The organism is Candidatus Pristimantibacillus lignocellulolyticus (assembly GCA_023639215.1).
Classification (GTDB): domain Bacteria; phylum Bacillota; class Bacilli; order Paenibacillales; family Paenibacillaceae; genus Pristimantibacillus; species Pristimantibacillus lignocellulolyticus.
This window is the reverse complement of sequence record CP097899.1, coordinates 726,391-750,643: the sequence shown is the minus strand read 5'-3', so window position 1 is coordinate 750,643 and position 24,253 is coordinate 726,391. Positions and strand designations below refer to the sequence as shown.

Annotated in this window: 16 protein-coding genes and 1 pseudogene; 9 read left to right on the top strand and 8 right to left on the bottom strand. The window is 40.2% G+C overall.

All coding sequences use genetic code 11. The features are described 5' to 3' along the window. Positions 1-64 precede the first annotated feature (64 nt). Both NAG76_03055 and NAG76_03050 read left to right on the top strand, forming a co-directional pair. The gene (locus NAG76_03055; protein ID URN95254.1) at positions 65-3,901 is read left to right on the top strand and encodes a response regulator; all 3,837 of its coding nucleotides are present in this window, start codon (positions 65-67) and stop codon (positions 3,899-3,901) included. A 118-nt stretch (positions 3,902-4,019) separates the two neighbouring features. Then, positions 4,020-4,730 carry a response regulator transcription factor gene (locus tag NAG76_03050; GenBank protein URN95253.1) on the top strand — a complete coding sequence of 237 codons (711 nt, stop codon included), beginning with the start codon at positions 4,020-4,022 and terminating at the stop codon, positions 4,728-4,730. A 73-nt stretch (positions 4,731-4,803) separates the two neighbouring features. Here the strand turns inward: NAG76_03050 and NAG76_03045 are convergent, their stop codons facing one another. The 6 genes from NAG76_03045 to ilvA all read right to left on the bottom strand — a co-directional run bounded on the left by NAG76_03045 (position 4,804) and on the right by ilvA (position 9,577). Continuing rightward, the gene (locus NAG76_03045; protein ID URN95252.1) at positions 4,804-5,022 is read right to left on the bottom strand and encodes a hypothetical protein; all 219 of its coding nucleotides are present in this window, start codon (positions 5,020-5,022) and stop codon (positions 4,804-4,806) included. Between the two features lie 98 nt (positions 5,023-5,120). After that, positions 5,121-5,759: a conjugal transfer protein TraX gene (locus tag NAG76_03040; protein URN95251.1), complete on the bottom strand. Its 639-nt coding sequence runs from the start codon at positions 5,757-5,759 to the stop codon at positions 5,121-5,123. Between the two features lie 435 nt (positions 5,760-6,194). Beyond that, a complete protein-coding gene (locus NAG76_03035; GenBank protein URN95250.1) occupies positions 6,195-6,839 on the bottom strand; it encodes an NUDIX domain-containing protein in 645 nt (214 codons plus the stop codon). Continuing rightward, on the bottom strand, positions 6,832-7,290 hold the full coding sequence (mscL, locus tag NAG76_03030) for a large-conductance mechanosensitive channel protein MscL (protein URN95249.1): 459 nt from the start codon (positions 7,288-7,290) through the stop codon (positions 6,832-6,834). The genes NAG76_03035 and mscL overlap by 8 nt, the downstream gene beginning before the upstream one ends. A 409-nt stretch (positions 7,291-7,699) precedes the next feature. Beyond that, positions 7,700-8,269, bottom strand: a complete 570-nt coding sequence (locus tag NAG76_03025; protein URN95248.1) for a TVP38/TMEM64 family protein — start codon at positions 8,267-8,269, stop codon at positions 7,700-7,702. 39 nt (positions 8,270-8,308) lie between these two features. Then, positions 8,309-9,577, bottom strand: coding sequence for a threonine ammonia-lyase IlvA (ilvA, locus tag NAG76_03020; protein URN95247.1), 1,269 nt, complete (start codon positions 9,575-9,577; stop codon positions 8,309-8,311). 99 nt (positions 9,578-9,676) lie between these two features. Between ilvA and NAG76_03015 the strand changes: the two genes are divergently transcribed. The 5 genes from NAG76_03015 (at position 9,677) to cysI (ending at position 16,143) form a co-directional block, all read left to right on the top strand. After that, a complete protein-coding gene (locus NAG76_03015) occupies positions 9,677-10,219 on the top strand; it encodes a hypothetical protein (protein URN95246.1) in 543 nt (180 codons plus the stop codon). A gap of 290 nt (positions 10,220-10,509) precedes the next feature. Further along, positions 10,510-11,214, top strand: a complete 705-nt coding sequence (locus tag NAG76_03010; protein URN95245.1) for an AraC family transcriptional regulator — start codon at positions 10,510-10,512, stop codon at positions 11,212-11,214. 357 nt (positions 11,215-11,571) lie between these two features. After that, positions 11,572-12,243 carry an SOS response-associated peptidase gene (locus NAG76_03005; protein ID URN95244.1) on the top strand — a complete coding sequence of 224 codons (672 nt, stop codon included), beginning with the start codon at positions 11,572-11,574 and terminating at the stop codon, positions 12,241-12,243. A gap of 258 nt (positions 12,244-12,501) precedes the next feature. After that, positions 12,502-14,340: an assimilatory sulfite reductase (NADPH) flavoprotein subunit gene (locus NAG76_03000; protein ID URN95243.1), complete on the top strand. Its 1,839-nt coding sequence runs from the start codon at positions 12,502-12,504 to the stop codon at positions 14,338-14,340. Between the two features lie 63 nt (positions 14,341-14,403). Continuing rightward, positions 14,404-16,143 (top strand): assimilatory sulfite reductase (NADPH) hemoprotein subunit, encoded by a 1,740-nt coding sequence (cysI, locus tag NAG76_02995; GenBank protein ID URN95242.1) that lies wholly within the window; start codon positions 14,404-14,406, stop codon positions 16,141-16,143. A 94-nt stretch (positions 16,144-16,237) separates the two neighbouring features. Here the strand turns inward: cysI and NAG76_02990 are convergent, their stop codons facing one another. Beyond that, positions 16,238-19,564 carry a collagen-like protein gene (locus tag NAG76_02990; protein URN96748.1) on the bottom strand — a complete coding sequence of 1,109 codons (3,327 nt, stop codon included), beginning with the start codon at positions 19,562-19,564 and terminating at the stop codon, positions 16,238-16,240. A gap of 261 nt (positions 19,565-19,825) precedes the next feature. Next, a pseudogene (locus tag NAG76_02985) lies at positions 19,826-20,845 on the bottom strand (collagen-like repeat preface domain-containing protein). A gap of 621 nt (positions 20,846-21,466) precedes the next feature. Here NAG76_02985 and NAG76_02980 point away from each other — a divergent pair. Next, the gene (locus tag NAG76_02980; protein URN95241.1) at positions 21,467-22,321 is read left to right on the top strand and encodes a VOC family protein; all 855 of its coding nucleotides are present in this window, start codon (positions 21,467-21,469) and stop codon (positions 22,319-22,321) included. A gap of 158 nt (positions 22,322-22,479) precedes the next feature. Beyond that, a complete protein-coding gene (ade, locus tag NAG76_02975) occupies positions 22,480-24,225 on the top strand; it encodes an adenine deaminase (protein URN95240.1) in 1,746 nt (581 codons plus the stop codon). The last annotated feature ends 28 nt before the right edge of the window (positions 24,226-24,253 follow it).

Genomic DNA, 24,253 nt, shown 5'->3' with positions numbered 1-24,253 from the left:
TTTTATAGAAGTAAAATATTGAGTTGTCTATTCAATTATAGAAAAGTTTTAGGAGGGCTAGGAAATGAATGGATTATCCCTAAGAACAAAAGGTATTATCATTATCGTTATCATTTCACTAGTACCGCTATTGATTGCAGGCCTTTATAATTATTATACTGTTAAGCAGGATATGATCCAGACGGAAATTGATAAAGTAATGATGAAACAAGAAAGTCGCTCGTTTGTAACGAATGCTTGGATTAATACTCGTATTGCAGAAGTAATGGTGATGAGTCGTAATGTCGCAATGCAATCAGGGCAAGTCGATGAGATAAAAAAATACTTATATAATGAACAACGGAAAAACCAATTTTATTATGATGAGATTGGTTTTTTTGACGTAAATGGAAACGTTACTGCTTTGAAAGAAGCACCGAAAAAATTTAAAGATTTATCCGTTTTTTATCCCGTGCTTGATGGGCAAGTTGTAACTACTGATCCGTATCTGTCTATAATAACACACGATTTGCAAAGCTATATTGCTGCACCTGTGTATGATTATGACAACAAAATTATTGGAGCGATGTATGCTTCCTATAAATTCCGTAACGCTAATTATGTAGAATCATTACTAGTGGATGACGGTGATACGTATTTATACAATAATAAAGGTCATCTACTATTTGAAAATGATTCAGGGTCAATTGATGCAGCAACAATGGAAAAATTAAAATTCAAACTTCAGATTATAACAGTAAGTCAAAATGCAAATACTTCAGGAAATATGCATTATAAGGTTAATGGACATTCTTTTATATTATTCTATCAATATATTAAAGATACCAATTGGATCATTATTGAAGTGATGGATACTGAGAGATTACAGGAGATCGCTGCACCAACATTATGGAGAATACTTGTTACGATTAGTTTAGCAGTTATTATTATTGCCCTCTTATTTTATATTTATTTTGAGTCTATAATTACTCGTCTACAAGATATATTGCGTGTGACAAAACTAGCTGCCGAAGGATCATTCGATGGCGAACATCTTGATGCATATAGTAGAGATGAGATTGGAAACTTGGCTAATTCTGTAAATGGTATGATGGGTCGATTACATGTCATGTTTAATCGGCTAGATGCAGTTATCAATCAGAATAAAAGTCCAGTAGTCGTAATGGATGAAAGATATTATATTACTTACATTAATAAGGCTACGGAAGATCTAATAGGTTATACGAGTGAAGAAGTTGTGGGGAAAGTTACACCACTATTTTTTATGGATTTGGAAGAAGTGAAAGTTAGAGCAGAGAAACTTTCTGAGCAACTAGGTAGAACTATACAACCTGGAGTGGAACTTTTTATTGAGTTGCGTAAAAACTATCCTAGCTACGATTTTGAATTATCTATATTTAGAAGAGATGGAAAGAAAATTCCAGTATACAATCGTTCCAGTAGTTTGACCGATAGAAATGGTAAATTAACAGGGATTATTGCCATATTAACTGATCTTTCAGAACAAAGAGCAGTTGAAAATGTGAGAAATCGCCTGCAACTTATTGTAGAATCCGCAATGGATCTGATCGCTTCTGTCGATCGACTTGGACATCTAATCTATATTAATGAAGCAGGTAAAAAAATATTAGGAATCGATCATAACGAATGGGAAATGCAATCTATCTCGAAATATTTGCCTAGTCATCTATATCGAATATTAGTAAAAGGTTGCATAAGGGCAAGAAAACAGGGATATTTTGAAACAGATGCTCAATTCTATAACAGTAATGGTAGACGTATTAATGTTTCGATCGGCATAGTGGCGCATCGAGATTCATTGAATGGAGACCTCATGTATTCCTGTATTTCTCGTGACATTACAGAGCAAGTGGAAATTCAACAAAAACTTGTACAAGCAACAGAGTCTGCCGAAGAAGCTAGTAGAGCTAAAAGTAACTTCCTAGCGCTAATGAGTCATGAGATTAGAACGCCGTTGAACGGTATTATCGGCTTGTCACAGTTGCTACAAAAAACAGAATTAGATGCCTTGCAACGTGAATATGCTAATCGAATGAAAGACTCATCTGATATGTTATTAAATATCGTTACTGGAATTTTAGATTTTTCTAAGTTAGAAGTGAATATGATTGAACCTGACCTAACTGAATTCCAATTACAAGTTGTTATAAATCATCTGGCTGATCAATTAAGTGTATTTCTAGGTGGGAAAGATCAATTTGAATTCAAAATAGATGTTGCACCACAAATTCCAGTTCATATGTTAGGTGATTCATTACGATTAGAACAGATTCTATCTAATCTTTGCGTCAATGCTATTAAATTTACAAAGCATGGAATCGTTGAGTTAAATATTGAAATGGTAGAGGAAACAACGGAGCATTTCTTGCTGAAATTTTCTGTGAAAGATACTGGTATTGGAATGAGTAAAGATCAATTAGAATACTTGTTCACACCATTTACGCAAGCAGATTCCTCTACGACAAGGAAATATGGTGGTACTGGATTAGGTTTAGTTATATCTCGTGACCTAGTTCAGTTGTTAGGAGGACAATTATTAGTTGAAAGTGAATTTGGAGTTGGAAGTAGCTTTACTTTCGAACTGCCATTTATGAGAGTAGATCAGCAACACGCGGATAAAGAGTTAGCGAATGATCATTTATCAGATGGGTTAGTATGGATTGTTGAAGATAGTGATACTATGGCTGAGTATTGGAATCAACTGCTAGTATCGCAACAATATTCATCGATGAGAATGAGAACATGGAAACAAGCCTATTATAGATTGCGACGATTAGGTAAAGGGGCTTATCCAACAATTATTTTGCTTGATATGGAAATGAATGATATGTACGGCATGGAAACATGGATAGATTTTTATAATGAGGCGTCAAGTAAAGGGATTTCTATTATCGCCATTACAACAGCATATGGTCGGGAAGAATTACTATTGTTAGGAAGCGACCAACAGCCTGAACGCATACTAACGAAGCCAGTAACGGCAATGCGTTTTATTGAGGCGATCCATTCAAATATGGATGAGAAAGTAGAGCTGCAATTAACCAAAACAAGAGTTGTCACAGATGAAGAATCACATACAATTGACGAGACAATTAAAGTTTTACTTGCAGAAGATAATAAAGTGAATCAATTAGTTGCAGTAGAAATGCTGAAATATTGTCATTGTAATGTGACAGTTGCGAATAACGGGATAGAGGCGATTGCAAGCTTGCTAGAAGAAGATTTTGATCTTGTACTTATGGATATTCATATGCCTGAAATGGATGGTATGGAGGCTGTAAGACAAATAAGAAATAACGCTAAATATAACGAACTACCTATTATTGCACTTACTGCTAATGTTTTAGTTTCTGATCATGAACAGTATTTGCAGATGGGAATGAATGCGGTTGTTACCAAACCGATTTCAATGGAGCAACTAAAACAAATTATTTATAGCTATACTCCATCCTCTTCTCTAGTAGCCGTAACTAGTGAAACTGAACAGGCGTCTTTTGAACAGAATCATATCATGCAACAATTACTGTTACTCACTGTGGTAAAAGCTGATATAGCCATAGAGCGATTGAATGGTAAAGTGAATATATATATTCATATGTTAGAACAATTTATTGAAGATTATTTAGACTTTGCTTTGCGTATGAGAAACTTCCTAGAGTTAGAACAATATGAAGAAATAAGTAGAGCACTGCATACATTAAAAGGTTCATCTAGTTATTTGGAAGCACAAGAAATAAATAAGCTTGCTGTAGTAGGTGAAACATTATTAAAAGAGAAAGCTTATAGTAAACTACCAGGTTGCATTGAAATGATAGACTATGAAATGTTACTTTTCGAGAAACAAGTGAGAAAAGTGTTAAGTATTCTTAATAATATTTAACAATTTACTCACAAAATTCTAACAAATCATTGAGGACTAGCAAAGGATGTTGTATTATTATAATTAATTAGCCTAATTAATGTTTTATATTGTGCAACAAATTGTGAGGGTGACGTCAATGTATAAGGTTCTTATTATTGAAGATGACGTTATGATGAATAACATGTTGTCTATGTACTTAACCGAAGAAGGTTATGAAGTACAACAAGCTTTCAATGGGACAACAGGTTTGCATACGGCATCTCACTTTAGTCCACATATTATTTTATTAGACCTTATTTTGCCGGATATTAATGGTATTGCAATCTGTTCAGAAATACGATTGACTTCTAACGTGCCGATTATGATACTATCCATGAAAAGTGAAGTTTCTGAACGAGTTCTAGCTTTAAAAGCTGGGGCAGATGATTATTTATGTAAGCCGTTCAGTATGCACGAATTAACAGCACGAGTGGAAGCACTTATCCGTCGCTCGATTCAAACAATCGATCAACTAGTTAATAGTAGTCGAATGGAAGTAGCTGTCGATGGAGATACCAATGCTATCCGACTTGATCATGAGCGTCGTCTCCTTATTGTGCGTGAAGAGCCTGTCGAAACAACATTCTCTGAATATGAAATTATGAGACTGTTTTTGTCTACACCTAATAAAGTGTTTAGTAGAGAAGAATTAATAAGTACGTTAAGGGGTTTTGATTCATTTGTAACGGATCGTTCTATCGATGTACATATTGTTAATTTACGAAAGAAGATAGAACAAAATCCAAGAGAACCAAAGCTTATCAAAACAGTATGGGGATTTGGTTACAAGTATTCCCCTACATCTTAATGAATAAAACTACTCTCATAAAAAAGATCCGTAAGAAGGTTTTGTTCACTTCTGACGGATCTTTTTTATTAATCTATGAAACTTCTAAATAAAGCTTAGTACCATCATTATATTGTAGAATAGCTACATCACGTACCATTTCTACTGATTGAATCGATTTCCACTTTTTGCGGAAAGCAAAATCAAATTCAAGTTCATGTAATTTATTGTTAAGTTTCTGGTAATTATGAGATTTTTCAACAGTACAGAAAACAGGCACGGAACGATTTTTATAAGTGATGATTTTTACCATATTACGAAAAGCCTCCTAGATCTTTATGTTTATAGTATATGTAAATAGATTTAAGAGGACATGAATATAGCGTTTAAAATTTGTTTATTATTCTAATACTAATCTAACAAAGTAATGTACAAATTTATCATTGCGATAATGGTGAGATGAAGAGGATAAAAGCTTCTCCATATCCAATTTGGAGCACGCCAATGGCTTAATTTTTGAATTATATTAGGATGGAAAGCTATTGTATAGGTGACGATCATACTGATAAATTGTATTAACCATGAATGATATACCATAAATATGATCTCAGCGATAAATTGAACAATGAACATTACCGAAGATGTGAAATAACGATAGATTAACATTAGAACTAATGCATAGGCACCATAATCAAAAGAAACAATTTCTAGTAGAACGAGACTACCGACTGCTAAGAAAACTCTAATAGCTAGATGAATTTTCTTCATATCTAGTATTTTCAACGTAAGGAGACAGACTAATAAAGTAGCGATTACATTAAAACGTAATACATCAAATGTAAGTGTATATGGAAGTTGAGAAATAATCGCGAGTAAGCCTAATCGTAATACATACTTTGAAAAGTTACTCGTTCGGTGATAGCCGACAACCATGAGGTAAGTGTAAATAGGAAAAGAAAGACGACCTATTATTCTAAGCATTAGCTCATTAGGGAAAAAGACTGCTCCGATATGGTCGATGAGCATGGTGAGCATGGCGATCCATTGCATGATTTCTCCTCCTTCCTTGAGATGTAGTTCAAAAAGTGGGCTTTGATAACGATGAGTATGCTAACGTAGCTTATTCGGCGTCGAATATGAAGCGAACTTGGGAAGTCCGGTACGCGTGTACCAACTACGTACACTTGCGTTTCCTCCTTCCGCAAGTAGCGCTCCATCTTCTTGGTTCTGAAATCCCGCCTTTTGAACCTTCATTGGAATAGGTAGTTCAAAAAGCGGGCTTTGATAACGATGAGTGTGCTAACGTAGCTTAATCGGCGTCGAATATGCCCTCCATCGAAAGCCTGCGTGTGCTCACGTACATAAAACGTACGCTGTGCTACTCGTTTCCGCTGGAGTGCATCTTCTCGATTTGCGAAATCCCACCTTTTAAACCTTCACTATACGAGAAACAGCTGGAAGTGCTTGACCTCCAGCTATTTCGGTTTATTTGATTGCTTCAATCGTATCGAACACTTGCAAATAATATTGGTGTGGACGTGGAACAAATTGATCTTTCATAATTACAGTTGTATGTGCTTGTAATGATGGAAGCACCGACGTTTGTGACTGTATGTAGCCTGATACTTCTAACTGCTCAATTTGTCCAAGAAATAATCGGCGTAACCCTGTAAGCGGAGCTTCGTAAACGGCTAGTACTTCTTCAACTTGAAACTTCCAAGTTGACAGAGGTCTTGGAGATTGTAGAGCAAATACATCACTAATTTCTCGATCGATATACTGTTTACCGTGAACCTCACCAGCTGCTTCTTCTCTAACTTGCATCATATGATGTAGATCTTTAAACTTGACGAGAAGTCCAACTTCTTCTGCTATTTCACGAACAGCATCTTGAAGTTGTTCCCCTGCTGTTAAATGTCCTGCTACAGTAATGTCGTAGCATAGAGGATTCGTATCTTTTCCTACTTGGCGTTGTTGAAATGCAATATAGATTTCATTATCACGTTGCTCATAGATCCAACAATGAAACGTTCGATGCCAATAACCATTGGTATGCGTCTCGCTTCGTGTAGCACGTCCCAGCGATCTCAACTGTTCATCATAAATATCAAACCATTCCGTACTACTCATTAATCGTAGAATTTACAAGGTGAGATGTGCAGTGTTTGCAACGAGTCGCTTTAATTGGAACTTGTGATAGGCAATGTGGACATTCTTTTTCTGTTGGAGTAGCTACTTCTGCTACTTTTTCTTTTTCTGTTATTTTACGCAAATGATTAATACCTTTAACCATAAAGAATATACAAAGTGCAACGATTATAAAGTCAATTAAAGTATTAATAAAAGATCCATAATTCATATATACTTGTGTACCTGTTTCCCCATCAACCGCTTTACCGATAGGAAGCTTTAACTCCTTGAAATCCATATTGCCTAGAAGAGCACCTACTGGAGGCATAATAATATCATTAACGAGTGACGTAACAATTTTACCGAACGCTCCACCAATAATAACACCGACTGCTAGATCAATAACATTCCCCTTTACCGCAAATTCCCTGAACTCTTGTAAAATCTTCATAATAAATCCTCCTAAAACTTTTTATATCTAGTAATGATGCTTCTTGCAAATAAAAAGTTACATCGAAAGCAAGAATCTAACTTTTATGTACTTCAATATATTTAAGTCTATTGATATTGCATCCACAGGACGGGACATAAAGTGCTTTCTCACAGTAACAAAATATTTTATTAGTATGTCCTCAATCTAGCATTGATACTCTTATTTTTCAATATTTTTATAGCAATATAACGGCTTATTAATAAATTTTAACTAGATTTACGTTGTAATGCGCTTTCAAATGAAAGAGTGAGAGATCATAAGAATACCTAGATACATTGGCTATCTAGAAGTTAATTTCGAGCAAAAATCCGTAAACGATAACAGTCTGCTACTGACTGTTATCGTTTACGGATGAAATACATTGCTATTACGTTTTTGAGTTATAGCGTTTTTCTAGTTTTTTACCACCAAACCAAAGAACGATTATTCCAATAACAGAGGCAACGATACGCCAAGGTGCTTCGAAGAGATTAGAGATATCAAAGCTGATTAATCCGATAAATAATATCATCATAGCTTTGCCTAATGCAAATGAGACGAGAAACGTATGGAAAGGTAATTTACTAAGCCCTGCAACGATCGTTATTAAAACTGATGGCGTAAATGGAAAACATGACAATAGAAATAACGGTGTGAAACCTTTATGTTCTACCCATCCGAAAATTTTCCGTGAAGAAGGATATCGACGCTTCAAACGATCGCCGAGTTTATTGCCATACTTACGACAAATTAGAAAAATTGAAATTGCGCCTCCCATAATACCGAGCCAAGAGAACAACATTCCGAAACCAAAGCCATAGATATTGACATTAGCTGCAATAATTACGATTAACGGCAGAAAAGGCAAAAATGCTTCAAAGAAAGGAACTAGAATTCCTGGTAAAGGACCTAGGTTAGAAAGACTTTCTAAAAATTGTTCGATTTGCTCTAAGGTCATGATGAGTTTCTCCGTTCTCACATACAATTAGAATTAAAGTCAAATAAGTATATTGAATAAGCCAGGATCTTTGTTGAGTTCAACAAAATGATAGCCCTTAGTCTGCATTCGCTCGATTAATGAAATATAATCTTCACGGTATTTCAATTCTATACCAACAAGTGCAGGGCCGTTATCTTTATTAGATTTTTTCGTATATTCAAATCTTGTAATATCATCATTAGGTCCAAGTACTTGATCTAAAAATTCTCTAAGCGCTCCTGCTCGTTGTGGGAAGTTGAGCATGAAATAGTGTTTATAGCCTTCATATATAAGGGATCGTTCTTTAATTTCTTGCATTCGATCTATATCATTATTTCCACCACTGACGACACAAACAACGGTTTTACCTTTAATATGCTCACTATATTGCTCTAAAGAAGCAATCGTAAGCGCACCTGCAGGTTCTGCAACAATCGCATTTTCGTTGTATAGATCTATAATGGTTGTACACACTTTACCTTCATTAACTGAAATAACATCATCGAGTAGTTCCCTACAGATTGCAAAAGTATGATCACCTACACGTTTTACAGCAGCGCCATCGACGAATTTATCAACTTGTGGTAAGGTCACGACTTCATTCTGAGATAATGCTAGTTGCAAGGATGCTGCACCTTCGGGTTCAACACCGATCATTTTCGTAGAAGGGGAGATGCTCTTCACATATGAGCTCACCCCTGCTGCAAGACCGCCACCACCGACTGTTACGAAAACAAAATCGGGGCTATGCTCGATGTCATTCAGTATTTCTTGACCAACGGTACCATTACCTGCAATAATCATACGATCATCGAAAGGATGAACAAAGGCGTATCCACTACGTTCACATTCAATCATTGCTTCATTATAAGCATCGTCAAATGTGTCACCTTTTAGTATAATTTCTACATTATTACCGCCAAAAAATTGTACTTGTTTTACTTTTTGATTAGGAGTAGTGCTAGGCATATAGATTTTCCCTTTAATTCCTAGCGTATGACAAGAATAAGCAACACCTTGCGCATGATTACCAGCGCTAGCACAGATCACTCCAACTAGCCCTTCTTGTTCTGATAAGGAACGAATAAGATGATAGGCTCCACGGATTTTGAATGAACGAATAATTTGTAAATCTTCACGTTTTAAGTAAACCTCGCAGTTATAGCGCTGTGATAATACACGGTTATATTGAAGTGGCGTGTGAGTGATAACATCTTTCAAGTGCATATGAGCTTGAACGATTTCTTCTAGTTGTATTTTTACGTTGGAATCATCCCATGTGTTCATCTATGAAAACCTACCTTTTATGTTAAATTAATTTATTCGAATGTATATGATTATATTATTATAGCATTATGCATACCACAGTACAGAGGAGTGGAAAAGTTGAAAAAGAAAATTTTAGTAACGTTTATTTGTTTCATTGTAATTATTGTAGGTGCTGCTTTTGCTTTGAAGCAATATATTAGTCCAAGTCAACAGCTTACTATGGATTATACAGCAATTGATATTGAAGAAAAGGTAATGAATATGGTTACTAATCTCAAAAGTGAAGTGATATTAACTGAGCAAGATATTGATTCATTGATCAAACAAAATATGGATAGACAACTTAATTCATTTACTTATATTAATGGTGCTAAGTTTTATGTTGAGAATGATATTCTTTATGCCATATTAAATGTGACACTATATAATAAAGTAGACGCTGAAATTCTTGCAACATATAAGGTGGATTGGGATGGATCTAAGTTGAAATTGTCACCACAATCGCTATCTATTAAGGATATCTCATTGCCTACTTCATGGCTAGAAACAATTTCCATACCGATCTATGATAAAGCTGATTCCCTAGTAACTATCTCAAGTCTCACTAATGTTGGAAGAGAAATTGTTATTAAGCTTAAATTAAGTCTGTTTTCATGGTGAAAAAAAGATTGAAAAGTAGATTATGAGTTGTTATTAATGAAGTAATTATATAGGGATCAAAGTCAGTAGACAAATAACTAGTCATGCAGTAACATTTGTAAAGCAAACCATTATGTAAGGCACATGCAAGAGGAGAGATTAGTCTGGAATCATCGTTATTACTCACATTTAAGTCACCACCATTTCCATATTTTATTGAATCTAATTCTCATACTTACGAGGTAGGAGAAGAACATCCTAATCGTACAAATATTGGTATATTTGATATGTTATACGTTCGAGAGGGTTGCATGTATATTGCAGAGGGCGATCATAAATGGGAATTACATGCTGGAGAAGTATTAATTCTTCGGCCAGATGCCTGGCATTATTCTTATCAACCATGTACATCTCGTACAACATTTGATTGGCTGCACTTCCAAACAGCTGGACCTTGGGAAGAAGTAGAAAACTACGAGCAAGGTACCTTGCGCGGAGATTACTATACGTATGCACTACGCGTACCTAAACATGTTAAGCTACAAGCTACGACAGAGATGCGCACGATGTTAGAGGCTTTGCATGAAGCTGCTAGAAATAGTTCTCATGCTGCATTTTGGGATCGTCAACAACGCTTCTTGCATTTATTGCAGATGCTTGATGAAGGTTGGAGAAGTGATACCGCTAAAGCATCCGTTGTTGTGGCGGAAAAAGCAGCTGCATATTTGAAGCGACATTATCGTCAATCGATTAGTAATCAAACATTAAGTGAAGCGTTAGCGTTACATATTAACTATATCACTCGTAGTATGAGCGATGTATTCGATTGTACGCCACAGCAATATTTACTATATTATCGAATCGACCAAGCCAAGTTACTACTTATTAAGACGGACTGGTCAATTGCGCAAATAGCAATCGAATCAGGATTTAAGCAAACTGCTCATTTCTCAAGATTATTTGCTAATCAAGTGGGTTTGTCACCGTTGAGATATCGTAAGAAGTTTACGCATTAGTGTATTCATAGTTATCAAAGCCCACTTTTTGAACTATCCTCTAAAAATGAAGGTTCAAAACATTCGCTTGTCAGCACCAAGAAGATACCCCACAGTGTAAACGAGTAGCACAGTGTACGTTATTGGTACACGAGCACACGCAGGCTTACGTAGCATATTCGATGTCGAATATGCTACGTAAGCATAATCATCGTGATCACGAGTGGATGTTTTGAACTACCTATAAAAAATGAATAATTTACCTCCTTACTACAGATACTCTCTACATCACCAGAATTGTACAACTTTTACACTTCTGAGACTATTCGGTTTATTCGAATGGTGTAGCGAAGTGTGCAAAGTTTAGGAGGTTTTTTTATGGTTCAAAGATTTTCACTACAAGCAGAAATATATGATGTATTGGAACAATTTAAAGCGACGAAAGTCATGCAAACTCATGCACAACGTTACAATGTAACGCCTACTCAACATGTGACGATTGTTATGAATGATCGTCATGAGCAGCGTGTTCTTCAAGATGCAAGATGGGGGCTATTCCCATATTGGGCAAGTGATGCAGTAAATACAACGAAACAAGCTGTCCGCGGAAAGTCTTTTCTAAATGAACTAGTGACGCGTAATCGTTGTGTTGTGCCTTGCACAGGTTTTTATGGTGCGAAGCAAGTTGGAGCAGAAAGAGATCCTAGAGCAATGCATATTGTACTCCCAGGAAAACCTTTATTCGGTGTAGCGGGAATTTTTGATCGCTTTCGTAATGCTCAAGGAGAAGAGACACGAGTCTTCACGATTTTAACTTCTGAAACTACAGGGAAAATGGCGGAGTGGCAACCTAGTTTGCCAATTGTATTAGATGAAGAGGGAGTTGAAGCATGGCTCAATCCAAAAGCACGTAACTATGATCTATTGCAGATGCATTTGCCGCATTTGGAAAGTTATATGTTAAGATCTTATCCTGTTACGAATGCTGTGTATGACGACCAATATGAATCTCCAGACTGCATACTTGAACTTGGTATTGATTTTGGTTAAAAAATATAAAATTAGACCTTTATGTGTGCTGTTCATTTATCAGCGGACATGAAGGTCTTTTTTTTTTGCATTCATATTATAAATTAGTGTCATTAATGATCTATAAGGAAACTGTAGAAATAGGTTCAATATTTCTTATAAGATGAATGTGGCTGTATTCATTGACCCTAGTTTCACTCTGTGGTACTTTTTAATGAGAGAATAATTCATAGTAATATGATAGGAATTAATTCATAGTATCGATGCGAGGTGTATAGATTGCAACTATTAGTAACGAACAGTCCGTTTTCAGAGGCCCAGCTTCAGCAATTGAATGCAGTACTTCCAACTTTAAGTGAAGCGCAAATTCAATGGTTAAGTGGTTATTTAGCATTTTATCGTATGGGAAATAGTGAAGCTCCAATTAATCTTAATTCAACTGCTGTAACTTCAATTCAAGAGTTACCTACTGTCCAACCAGCAATTGTTGCCTTGAAAGAAGCGACTATTGTTTTTGGTTCTCAAACTGGTAATTCACAACGTCTAGCAGGCAGACTTTCTGAGAAGTTGAAAAGTATTGGCTTTGAAGTGACGTTGTCCGCGATGAATAAGTTTAAGCCCAATGATTTGAAAAAGGCTACTAATTTGTTTGTACTAGTTAGTACTCATGGAGAAGGCGATCCACCCGATAACGCCATCTCGTTCTATGATTTCTTAAATAGCAAGCGAGCTCCAAAACTTGATGGTTTGAAATATTCGGTTCTTTCACTCGGCGATACATCCTATGAATTTTTCTGTAAAACAGGTCAAGATTTCGATACCAAATTACAAGAATTAGGTGCAGAGAGACTTGCTGACCGTGTCGATTGTGATGTTGATTTTGAAGAATCTGCTAGTAGTTGGATTGATGCTGTAGTTAACAATATTCAAGCTGTATCAGCGGTGACAGCAAATACTGCAAATACAGGTTCTGTAGCTTCTTCTGCTTCAGAACAATCTGAATACACTCGTAATCGTCCATTCCAAGCAGAACTACTAGAAAGTATTAATTTGAATGGTCGTGGTTCTGATCGAGAAACACGCCATCTTGAAATATCATTAGAAGGATCTGGAATTACGTATGAACCAGGCGATGCTGTTGGCATAGTACCTCATAATAATCCAACACTTGTGCAAGATCTAATTGCAGCATTAAGTTGGTCTAGTAATGATTCCATTACAAATAAAGACGGTATTACATCAACGATAGAAGAAGCGCTAACTACGCAATTTGAGATTACAGTGCTTTCCAAAACATTACTTGAGAAGCTTGCTCCTTTTGCGACAACTAGTGAATTTACTAGTTTATTAGCAGATACAAAAGCGGTGAAAGAATACGTTAAAGGTCGTGATCTACTCGATCTGGTACGTGATTATGGTCCATTATCATTGCAACCAAGTGATGTGCCCGCGGTATTACGTAAAATACCTGCAAGACTATACTCAATCGCAAGTAGTCTTAAATCTCATCCTGAAGAAGTACATCTAACGATTCGTAAAGTACAATATGAAGCTCATGGCCGCGCTCGTGATGGGGTTTGTTCTGTCTATGTATCTGAACGATTAGAAGTAGGAGATAAAGTTTCGGTATTCGTGCAATCTAATCCAAACTTCAAGCTACCAACTAATGTTGAAGCACCGGTCATTATGATTGGACCAGGTACAGGGGTTGCGCCATTCCGTTCTTTCTTAGAAGAAAGAGAAGAGACTGGAATTGGCGGTAAAACATGGTTGTTCTATGGTGACCGTCATTATGTTACAGATTTCCTATATCAGACAGATTGGCAACGGATGCTAGCTGATGGTGTACTTACAAAGCTAGAAGTTGCATTCTCTCGTGATACGAAAGAGAAAGTATATGTACAGCATCGACTACTAGAACATGCTGCAGAACTATATACATGGCTAGAAGAGGGAGCTTACGTATATATTTGCGGGGATGAAAAATATATGGCGCATGATGTGCATACCGCTTTAGTTAATATCGTTAAACAACAGCGTAATGTTAGTGAAGAAGCTGCTAAAGCATATATTGCACAATTACAGGAAGACGGACGTTATCTTCGTGATGTATATTAATGTAAATAAATGATTTAAGTGATTAAGTATGATCGGCATAAGCTATGGGGGAGGACTCTCGCAATGACAAGTAAAAAAAAGGTAGAACCAATTGGCGGTAAACCGAGTGATGTAGAGGACTTAAAAGTAGAGAGTAAATATTTGCGTGGTTCATTATCAGAACAATTACAAAATCGTGTAACAGGTGGTTTAACAGAGTTAGATAATCGTCTTTTGAAATTCCACGGAAGTTATATGCAAGATGATCGTGATCTACGCAATGAGCGTGAAAAGCAAAAGTTAGAACCTGCTTTTCAGTTCATGCTCCGCGTTGTTACACCGGGCGGTGTAGCTACTCCGGAACAATGGCTAGTCATGGATGAACTTGCACAAAAATATGGCAATCATACGATGCGAGTTACGACTCGTCAAGCATTCCAAATGCATGGTGTATTGAAATGGAATTTAAAATCTACCATTAAAGAGATTAATGATGCGCTACTTACAACATTAGCGGCATGCGGTGATGTAAGTCGTAACGTGATGTGTAATCCTAATCCTCATCAATCAGAAGTACATGAGGAAATTTTTACAATGTCAGAAGAATTGACAAAACATCTTGCGCCCCGTACACCCGCTTATCATGAGATCTGGTTAGATGGTGAAAAACTTGAAAATCCTTATAAGCCTTATAGTGAGCCAGTAGATCCTGTAGAACCAATCTATGGACATGTGTATTTACCGCGTAAGTTCAAAATAGGTATTGCCGTTCCTCCATCTAACGATATTGATGTATACTCTCAAGATTTGGGTTACATTGCTATCGTAGAAAAAGGAAAACTTATTGGTTTTAATGTAACTGTGGGCGGCGGTATGGGTATGACTCATGGGGATAGCAATACGTATCCACAACTAGGTAAAGTTATTGGCTTTGTTAAGCGTGAACAAGTGCTTGATATCGCTGAGAAGGTTGTAACGATCCAGCGTGATTACGGTAATCGTTCAGTTCGTAAAAATGCTCGTTTCAAATATACAATTGATCGTCATGGTTTGGATTGGTTTGTTGAAGAATTACAAGAGCGTCTTGGTTGGACTCTTGAGCCAGCACGTGAATTCCATTTCGATAACAGTGGAGACCGATATGGTTGGGCGAAAAACTATAATGGGACATGGAATGTAACACTTTTTGTTCGTAGCGGTCGTATTGCGGACACGGAAGATTCTGATCTAATGACTGGTCTTCGTGAAATTGCCAAAGTATTAAAGGGTGATTTCAGATTAACGGCTAACCAGAATATTATGATCGGTAATGTGCCCGCCAAGCAAAAGGCAGCTATTACGAAACTGTTGAAGCAATATCGTATATCTATTGGTGAGGAGCTGACTGGCATTCGTCGTAATGCATTGTCATGCGTATCTTTACCTACATGTGGATTAGCTATGGCTGAAGCAGAACGTTATCTACCATCTCTACTTGATAAACTTGATCCGATTTTTGAAAAAAATGGTTTGAGAGATCAAGAGGTAAATATTCGTATGACGGGTTGCCCGAATGGATGCGCACGCCCTGCACTTGGAGAAATTTCCTTTATCGGTAAGGCAGCGGGGAAATACAATATGTATATGGGTGCTTCATTTGCTGGTGAGCGTTTGAATAAAATGTATAAAGAGAATATAGGCGAAGAAGAGATTATCTCGACATTGACGCCAATTATTGAGCATTATGCTAAAGATCGTCAAACAAACGAAAACTTCGGTGATTTTGTAATTCGTACAGGATACATTAACGCTACAACGGACGGAACTAACTTCCATAGCGCATAATTGAAAGACATAATAAAAAGCCTTCTTACAGAGTAGTAAAACACTCCGTAAGAAGGCTGATTTATTTTAAAGAAAATTAATCAAACTGTAATCGTTACACTATGCGAATAATTGTAAGTGAAGCACCTACACCAGCTTGAAGTGTTGCAGCTCCTAGTAAACCGAACAACTGAAGTTCCAAAGTATCACCAGCTGTAAGTGTAGTAATTAAAGAAGCTGAGAACTTACTTAGATTTGCAACTGGGCTAATGACAGATGGTAGTAAAGGTGAACCGTTAAGCAATAGTCTAGATGATACTAATAAAGCTGCTGTAATATTAATGTCATAACTTAAGAAATAAGTGCCTGTTTGAGTAATCGTAAATACAGTATTAGCTCCATTGACGGTTACACTATTTAGAACTTGTGAGTTTGGTAGTGGTATATCTGTTCCACCTAAAACAACTGCTATAACTGATCCGGCTTGGTTGTCTGCAAACGCATTTGTAGTTGTCACTGTAGTGCCAGTCGCCCCAGTCGCCCCAGTAGCTCCAGTCGCCCCAGTAGCTCCAGTAGCCCCAGTAGCGCCAGTAGCCCCAGTAGCCCCAGTAGCGCCAGTAGCCCCAGTAGCGCCAGTAGCCCCAGTAGCGCCAGTAGCGCCAGTAGCGCCAGTAGCGCCAGTAGCGCCAGTAGCGCCAGTAGCGCCAGTAGCGCCGGTAGCGCCAGTAGCGCCAGTAGCCCCAGTAGCGCCGGTAGCGCCAGTAGCACCTTCTTCGCCTTCTTCGCCAGTAGCGCCAGTAGCGCCAGTAGTCCCAGTAGCCCCAGTAGCCCCAGTAGCCCCATCAGCGCCAGTAGCCCCAGTAGCCCCATCAGCGCCAGTAGCACCAGTAGCCCCATTAGCGCCAGTAGCTCCGGTAGCCCCATCAGCGCCAGTAGCGCCAGTAGCCCCATCAGCGCCAGTAGCACCATCAGCTCCGGTAGCCCCAGTAGCCCCATTAGCGCCAGTAGCCCCATCAGCTCCGGTAGCCCCAGTAGCCCCAGTAGCTCCGGTAGCCCCAGTAGCCCCATCAGCGCCAGTAGCTCCGGTAGCCCCAGTAGCCCCATCAGCGCCAGTAGCCCCAGTCGCCCCAGTAGCCCCAGTAGCCCCAGTAGCCCCAGTAGCCCCAGTAGCTCCGGTAGCCCCAGTAGCCCCATCAGCGCCAGTAGCTCCGGTAGCCCCAGTAGCCCCATCAGCGCCAGTAGCACCAGTAGCCCCATCAGCGCCAGTAGCCCCATCAGCGCCAGTCGCACCATCAGCTCCGGTAGCCCCAGTAGCCCCATCAGCCCCAGTAGCGCCAGTAGCCCCAGTAGCTCCGGTAGCACCAGTAGCCCCATCAGCACCAGTAGCTCCGGTAGCACCATCAGTGCCAGTCGCACCAGTAGCCCCATCAGCACCGGTAGCGCCAGTAGCCCCAGTAGCCCCAGTAGCTCCGGTAGCACCAGTAGCCCCAGTAGCTCCGGTAGCACCAGTAGCCCCATCAGCGCCAGTAGCTCCGGTAGCACCATCAGTGCCAGTCGCACCAGTAGCCCCATCAGCCCCATCAGCGCCAGTAGCTCCGGTAGCCCCAGTAGCCCCATCAGCGCCAGTAGCCCCAGTAGCCCCAGTAGCCCCAGTAGCTCCGGTAGCACCAGTAGCCCCATCAGCGCCAGTAGCTCCGGTAGCCCCAGTAGCCCCATCAGCGCCAGTAGCACCAGTAGCCCCATCAGCGCCAGTAGCCCCATCAGCGCCAGTAGCCCCATCAGCGCCAGTCGCACCATCAGCTCCGGTAGCCCCAGTAGCCCCATCAGCCCCAGTAGCGCCAGTAGCCCCAGTAGCTCCGGTAGCACCAGTAGCGCCAGCAGCGCCAGTCGCACCAGTAGCTCCATCAGTGCCAGCCGCACCAGTAGCACCAGTAGCACCAGTAGCCCCATCAGCTCCGGTAGCCCCAGTCGCCCCAGTTACTCCATCGGAGCCAGCAGCCCCAGTAGCACCGGTTGCACCAGTAGCACCATCAGCACCATCAGCACCGGTAGCCCCAGTCGCCCCAGTAGCGCCATCAGCGCCAGTAGCGCCAGTAGCTCCATCAGCACCATCAGCGCCAGTAGCGCCAGTAGCCCCAGTAGCTCCATCAGCGCCAGCTGCACCAGTAGCGCCAGTAGCGCCAGCTGCACCAGTAGCCCCAGTAGCGCCATCAGCGCCAGTAGCCCCAGTCGCTCCAGTAGCTCCATCAGCGCCAGCTGCACCAGTAGCGCCAGTAGCGCCAGCTGCACCAGTAGCCCCAGTAGCGCCATCAGCGCCAGTAGCCCCAGTCGCTCCAGTAGCTCCATCAGCGCCAGCTGCACCAGTAACGCCAGTAACGCCAGTAGCGCCAGTAGCGCCAGTAGCGCCAGCTGCACCAGTAGCCCCAGTAGCGCCATCAGCGCCAGTAGAACCAGTAGCGCCAGTAGCTCCATCAGCGCCAGTAGAACCAGTCGCTCCAGTAGCGCCAGCTGCACCAGTAGCCCCAGTAGCGCCAGTAGCGCCATCAGCGCCAGCCGCCCCAGTAGCACCAGTAGCGCCAGTAGCGCCAGTAGCGCCAGTAGCTCCATCAGCGCCAGTAGCGCCATCAGCGCCAGCTGCACCAGTAGCCCCAGTAGCGCCAGTAGCGCCATCAGCCCCAGTAGCGCCAGTCGCTCCATCAGCGCCAGTAGCGCCAGTAGCTCCAGTAGCTCCATCAGCGCCAGCCGCCCCAGTAGCCCCAGTCGCGCCATCAGCGCCAGTCGCGCCAGCCGCCCCAGTAGCACCGGTCGCACCAGTAGGACCTACTGGAATTGTAGGCAACTCGATACTTACAATAGCCGAGCCTTGAGTAACATTAATATCTAATGTTGTAGACTCAAATGACAAAGTCTGTCCTAATAGCACTGTTGCTGTATCTCCAGTAGGACCTTCAACTGTAAATAATATTTGACTAGTGTCAAATTCTCCAGTAGGCCCAGTAGGCCCAGTAGGTCCTGGAGGTCCACCCGAAGGTCCGGTTGCTCCATCCGCACCAGTAGCTCCAGTAGCGCCAGTAGGTCCAGCAATACCAGTAGCACCAGTAGCCCCAACAGCGCCAGTAGCTCCATCCGCACCAGTAGCGCCAGTAACCCCAGTAGGTCCAGCAGGCCCAGCAACAGAGATGATTTGGTAGTCAGGTGAACCTTCACCTGGAATACCTTGAGGAGGAGCATTTGTTACCACATAGAGTACGCCGTCGTAAGAAACAACTTGCCCCACTTGGTAAAAAGGAGCAAATCTCGGATCAAATGGTACGATGTCAGTAAGTCCAATTCCCGGAGGACCTTCTGGTCCTGGGCGTCCTGGAGGCCCAGGAGGTCCTGGAGGTCCAGGAGGACCTGTTGGTCCACGGCGACCAGGCGTGGGATGAATTCCACTAATCATTACATCTTTAGACTTGTATTTCTTTGGTTGAAACTTATCACTTCGTTTGTTATTGAACTTTGTATCCAAAAAAACACCTCCCTAAGAACTTCTGTATCATACGCGGAAGGCAGTAGATGCGTATGTGTGAATATCCTACCTTTTCACAAAATAATAGCCTAATAGTATAGTAGACTATGAAATTTATAGATAGTTTATTAATTGAAAAGGACTGCCATGCTGTAGTTTATACAGCGTGGCAGTCCTTATATTTATATCATATTAGTTAATAGATAAACCTGCGCTTCCGTATCCTGCAACTACTGTAGCTACATCTAATCCGCTAGTAACGTTCGAAGAGAACACTAATAATAGACGAGTACCTTGAGTGACGGGGATGTTTAAGCCGGTCGTGTTTCCACTGCTAGTAGCACCTATTGCAATGATTCCATTTAGTGAAGGAGATAATGTTACAACAGCACCAGGAATAGGGCTGAAGATATTATTAGGTGTAGTTGAACTAAATACTTGAGCAGTTAAAGTAAGTGTTGAACCGATAAGTGAAATTGCAGCTGTTGTGCTGAAATATGCGGACATACTTGTAATAGTACCATCTCTCGGAACTGAGAATGCCATGTTTAACAACAATCCTGTGGCTCCAGTCAGATCGATATTAGCACCTACGAGTGTTACGCCTACAGCGGAATTGCCAAATCCAATAAGTGATTTACTATTAAGGACACCGCCTAAAACTGTCGTAAGTGTAACCGGTAACCCTGAAGCGTAAGGAATTATGGCACTTGCTCCTGCCAAGCCAGTAGCGCCAGTAGCTCCTGCCAAGCCAGTAGCGCCAGTAGCGCCAGTAGCGCCAGTAGCGCCAGTAGCGCCAGTAGCGCCAGTAGCGCCAGTAGCGCCAGTAGCGCCAGTAGCGCCAGTAGCGCCAGCAGCGCCAGTAGCGCCAGCAGCGCCAGTAGCGCCAGCAGCGCCAGTAGCGCCAGTAGCGCCAGTAGCGCCAGTAGCGCCAGCAGCGCCAGTAGCGCCAGCAGCGCCAGTAGCGCCAGCAGCGCCAGTAGCGCCAGCAGCGCCAGTAGCGCCAGTAGCGCCAGCAGCGCCAGTAGCGCCAGCAGCGCCAGTAGCGCCAGCAGCGCCAGTAGCGCCAGCAGCGCCAGTAGCGCCAGTAGCGCCAGGAGGACCACCAGAAGGACCAGTAGGTCCAGTTACACCAGTAGCGCCAGTAGGACCGGTAGGTCCAACACCAAATGGTCCAGTTGCACCTGTAGGTCCTTGTGGACCCGGACACCCTGGATAACCTCGAGGACCTCGAGGACCAGGAGGACCTGTTGGTCCACGGCGACCAGGTGTAGGATGAATACCACTAATCGTTACTTCTTTAGATTTGTATTTCATTGGTTGAAGCTTATCAATTTGTTTATTATTGGACAATGTATCCAAAAAAACCACCTCCCTTAGTACTCCTTTATCATATGAAGAAGGTGGTACATGCGTATGTGTGTATATCCTACCTTTTCAAATTTAATATTTTTATAGATTTATATAGTAGATGCCATCGTACTTTTAACTACTTACTAATAGATTTACGAATAGTAAAGTTACAACTATGTACTATACGAAAGGGATGTCGAATTTTTATGAGTAAATATTCTACGTTCTCTTAACTCTTTGTAGATATAATAAGGAAGTAGATGGATTATCTAATCGCTCGCCACATAAATAGTCAGATATCGTAAATAATAAGAGTATAATGAAAAATAAAAACACTGTAGCAATGCATTCAGCTTATAATCTGTTATGCAAAATAAACAATCAATGCAATAGTTGAATTGTAAGATTGACACACAACGGTGATAATAATATAATTAACTTATAAAAAGTAAGTAACTATAGTAAATGGAGGTTGTTCTTATGACATTTATAATAAATGAAAATACGTCTCTTGGTCTTGTGAAGTTAAAGGTAGAAAATTTAGCACGATCAATTACGTTTTATGAAAGCATAATAGGACTAAAATCGATAAATGTAACCGATAAATCAGCACAACTAACGGCAAATGGATCGACGATTTTAATTGAGCTTACCGAAATTGATGATGTATATAAGGGGTCACATCGAGGACATAGTGGTTTATATCACTATGCATTGTTATTGCCCAATCGTAAGGCATTAGGTAGCATTTTACGTCATCTAATTGAACATGGAGTTCAACTCGGACAAGCAGACCATTTGGTAAGTGAAGCATTGTATTTATCAGATCCAGATAATAACGGTATTGAGATTTATCGAGATCGACCGCGCTCTGAATGGAAATATGATAGTAATAACATGGTGAAGATGGCTTCAGACCCCATTGATTGGGAAGGTTTATTAAAAGAAAGTGAAAATGAAGTTTTTTATGGAATTGATACGGAAACGGTCATGGGTCATATACACTTACATGTCGCAGATTTGAAGAAAGCCGATGAGTTCTACAATGGTATTCTAGGTTTTACTCTTGAATCAGATTGGTCAGCTAATGGAGCATTATTTGTAGGTGCTGGCGGTTACCATCATCATATAGGACTTAATGTATGGAATGGCCGTGGAGCAAGACCATTACCACATAATGCGACTGGATTGGAATATTTCACAATCAAGCTTCCTAGTGATGGAGATCGTGAACTAATCGCTGGTCGTTTAGACGAAGCTGGTTATACCGTTCTTAGAAATGAAGGCTTTATGTATGTTGTTGATCCATTCGGAATAGGCATTAGATTGGAATAAGAAACATTAGAGAAGGGTTGCTTTGTTGTAGACATAACTACAATGAAGCAACCCTTTGTAGTTTTTTAACCTTTATTCGAATGGTTCGCATTCTACATAAGATGAGTTATAATGTACAAAATTACTAACATGATAATCATAAGGAAGGAAGTAATGTTTTGAGTAGAGATAATAGTAATCTGTTAAGAAATATAGCCTCTTCTGCGAAAAGAGAGTTAGCCGATATTGTTATTAAAAACGGTAAAATTGTTGATGTTTTTAATCAGGAATTATTAGAGGGCGATGTTGCCATTACTGCAGGAATGATTGTTGGAATTGGGGATTATGAAGGTAAAATTGTAATAGATGCTCGCAATAAGTATATAGCTCCAGGGTTTATTGATGGGCATGTTCATATAGAATCATCAATGCTTACTCCAGTGGAATATTCTCATGTTGTTCTACCTCATGGTGTTACAACAGTTATTGCAGATCCACATGAAATTGCTAATGTAAGTGGAGAAGATGGACTAGATTATATGATTTCATCTTCTGAAGATATAGCGTTAGATGTATATTATATGTTGCCATCATGTGTTCCAGCGGTTTCATTCGAGAATGCTGGTGCTACATTGACTGCTGAGCAACTTGAACCCTATTATAAGCACCAAAGAGTTATTGGTTTGGGCGAAGTGATGAATGCACCAGGAGTTATTTCTGGTGACCCAGCTGTAATGGATAAATTACAATCAGCTTCTGCTCACAATAAACATATTGATGGACATGCTGCAGGGCTTAATAAAGAAGCTATAAATGTCTATATGACAGCAGGAATTCGTACAGATCATGAGTGTACAACTCCACAAGAAGTACGAGACAGACTACAACGCGGAATGTATGTCATGTTACGTGAAGGATCAGCTGCTAGAAATTTACGCGAAATTATTAAAGCAGTGAACGCTAAAAACGCTAGAAGATGTTTGTTTGTAACGGACGATAAACATTTAGATGATTTAGTAAATGAAGGTAGCATTGATTATAATGTGCGTCTTGCTATAGAAGAAGGAGTCGATCCGATACTAGCTATTCAGATGGCGACATTGAATGCTGCGGAATGTTTTGGACTTAAAGATCGTGGTGCCATTGCTCCTGGTTATATTGCGGATATCTTGCTACTGGATAGTATCAAAGAAATATCTATTTCACATGTTTATAAATCAGGTCTATTAGTAGCTCATGATAGCAAATATGTTGGACCTGTTGTGCATGCAACAGACCCAATAAAGAAGATGATGTCTAGTATTAATATTAAACCAATCACGAAAAAAAGCTTGGAGCTCTCCATTATTAATGCCACAAAACAAGCCAATATTATTGGTATTATTCCTAATAGTATCGAAACGAAACATCTTATTGAACAAGTTGATCTGGATGATTCGTTACTCTTCCAACCATCTATAGAGAAAGATCAACTGAAAATGGTCGTAGCTGAACGACATAAGGCATTAGGAACGGTTGGCGTAGCGATATTGAAAGGTTTAGGAATTACTTCGGGAGCAATCATTGCAACGATCGCACATGATTCTCATAATATCGTAGCGGTAGGAGTAAATGATGAAGATATTTTGCTGGGCATAGATGTTATAGAGCAATTAAAGGGTGGTATTGTCATCGTAGATGATGGAAAAGTACTCGCTTCAGTCTCCTTGCCAATTGCAGGGTTAATGTCTAATCAAAAATTCGAATATGTATATGAGCAGCTAGATAACCTGAACAAAGCACTAAGTGATATTGGTTTCAAGCAAAATTTCAATCCATTCCTTACGTTATCATTTCTTGCATTGCCAGTTATTCCGGAGCTGAAGCTTACGGATCAAGGGTTGTTCAAAGTAAGTGACTTTACGCATATTAACGTAGACATGTAATAAAACAATAATAGCCATCGCAATGAAT